Genomic DNA, 2,238 nt, shown 5'->3' on the forward strand with positions numbered 1-2,238 from the left:
CAGTATGAAGTGCTGTATGGAAGAAAGAAAATGGATGAAATGCTACTTTCTCGTTCTCACTTCCAGAGCTTGGATGTGAAAAATAAAATGAAGTTAAAAAGGGTAGAGACAGAACGTCAAGCTGAGCAGATTGCCTTGCTGGAAAAAGAAAATGCTTTACAAGGTTTACGCTTGTTTTCTGTAGTTTTAATTGCTTTGTTGGGATTGATAGTAGCGCTTTATTTTGTATTGCGTTACAAACGTAAACACGAGGTGGAAAAACTTCAAAAAGACTTGTTGAAAGCCACCGCAGAAAACCAGTCTGAACGCTTAACAGAGACGAGTATAACTTTAGCCCGTAAGAAAGATTTTGCAGAAGATTTAAAGAAAAAAATTGGAGAATTAGAAGGCTTGGCACCCAATGAAAGGTCGTCCATAAAACTGTTTTTAGAAAATGAATTGCAGATGGATAGTTCTTTGTTGGAAATGGAAAAATTGGTCTCTGAGTTAGGGGAGGAGTTTTTTGCCAAATTAAAACGACAACATACTGAGCTAACCAAAAATGATTTAAAGTTGTGTGGTTTGATACGGTTAAAACTTACGACCAAGCAAATATCAATTGTGAAGTCAATTACCCCACAATCCGTTAAGGTTTCAAAGAATAGACTAAGTAAAAAAATGGGCTTGGAAAAAGGAACCATACTTTACGATTACTTAAAGTCTATTTAACACATTGACGACTATCCTTATGAATATTTTTAAGTTCTAGTTTACAAGGAGCGCTTAAGAAGTTTATTTTTGTGGGTATGATAGTTCGATTGTACGCAATATTCCTATTTATAGCTTTTAGTTTTTCCTTGCTTTTTGCCCGCGCCCAAGAAAGTGAAACGACAACCATTCCTGTAAATGAATGGAGTTTAGAAAAATTGTCCGAACATTTCGAGCATACTAAGGATGTTAAGATAGAGGATATCAATCTAGCCTATCAAAGAGCCATGGATGAGGGGGAGCTCATGTATGCGCTAAAATTTCAACTGAACCTAGCCAGTGTTTATTACGATAGAAAAGAATATCAAGCATCTTTAAAGTATGCCTACGAAGCTTTAATGTTAAAAGGGCTGCCTGAATTTAAAGATGATCAAGGAATAGCTACAAGAATTCATTTTCGAATAGCTTTGGCCTTACAAAGCATAGGCGCTTACAAAGAGGCTATCATTCAAAGAAAATTACAGCAGGAAGAATTATACAAGCAAGGGTTAGATCGTAAAGGACACATCTTGGATCATTACATAGGTAACCTTTATTTGGAATTAAATCAATGGGATTCTGCACGTGTGTATTACCAAGAATACCTTAAATTATCTGAGGAGTATTTAGATGAACGAGAAATTGCATTTGGTAAAAACAACATAGGGATAACGTATATTGAAGAAGGTGATTATGAGGCTGCACTCAGGGAGTTTGAAGTTTCCTATGCCTATTATGTGAAAGACACAACCTCTAAAGGACTTTTTATGAAAGCGACGGTTCTAGGAAATATAGGGAATACAAGGTTTTTCTTGGGGCAAAGTGATAGTGCATTAGTGTTATGGCAGGAGGTTTTAGGATTTTGTAGAAAATCGAAAGACAGTGTTTACATTGCTAAGGCTTTGTTAGAGGTGGCTAAATTGAATTTAGATATTAATAATTACCAGCAATCTTTAGTTAATCTGAAAGAGTTTGAAAAGGTAAAGCAATCGAATTCGCAAGAGTGGTCGAAAATTAACTTAACATTTTATAAATGTTTTAGTGATACCTATGAAGCTATGAAGCTTTACGGTAAGGCATTGGAATATAATAAGAAATACATACGACTCTTTGAATCTTTATATGGAAGTGAAGAAATGGAGGAGTTGTATGCTGCTAAATCAAGTTTTCAAAATTTAAAGATTAAAAGTCAATTACATGAGGAGCAATTGCGGGTGCAGGAACAGGAGAAGAATATTAAAGTTCTAGAACAAAAAACCGCGTTAATTAGATTTAGAATTTTGTTGATAGCCTTGTTGGCTCTGTTGGTAGTAATAGTTGCACTTTTCTTTATCTATCGTCTGAAACGTAAAAATGAAGCCCGAACAACAAAGCGGAATCTCCAAAATCTTCGAAAAGCACGAATGGTTCCGGTTTTTTCAGAATTCCTTTTTGCTCCCGGGCGCACTCCAGTAATACTTCGCGTACCCTTTCGACGTCGCTCCCATAGGATACACCAACTTTAACGACTTC

General features: G+C 35.9%; 1 protein-coding gene and 2 pseudogenes. 2 read left to right on the top strand and 1 reads right to left on the bottom strand.

Annotation, left to right across the window (positions count from 1 at the left end):
* Together AC22ZQ_RS14220 and AC22ZQ_RS14225 are read left to right on the top strand one after the other, a co-directional pair.
* On the top strand, positions 1–708 hold a 708-nt coding region (locus AC22ZQ_RS14220; RefSeq protein ID WP_318959422.1), incomplete at its 5' end, for a helix-turn-helix transcriptional regulator.
* Positions 709–992: 284 nt separating this feature from the next.
* Positions 993–1,079: pseudogene (locus AC22ZQ_RS14225) on the top strand (hypothetical protein); the annotation flags it as partial.
* Positions 1,080–2,064: 985 nt separating this feature from the next.
* On the opposite strand, the pseudogene AC22ZQ_RS14230 reads toward AC22ZQ_RS14225, so the two are convergent.
* Positions 2,065–2,238, bottom strand: a pseudogene (locus tag AC22ZQ_RS14230) (mechanosensitive ion channel protein MscS); the annotation flags it as partial.

Source organism: Lishizhenia sp. (assembly GCF_057456495.1).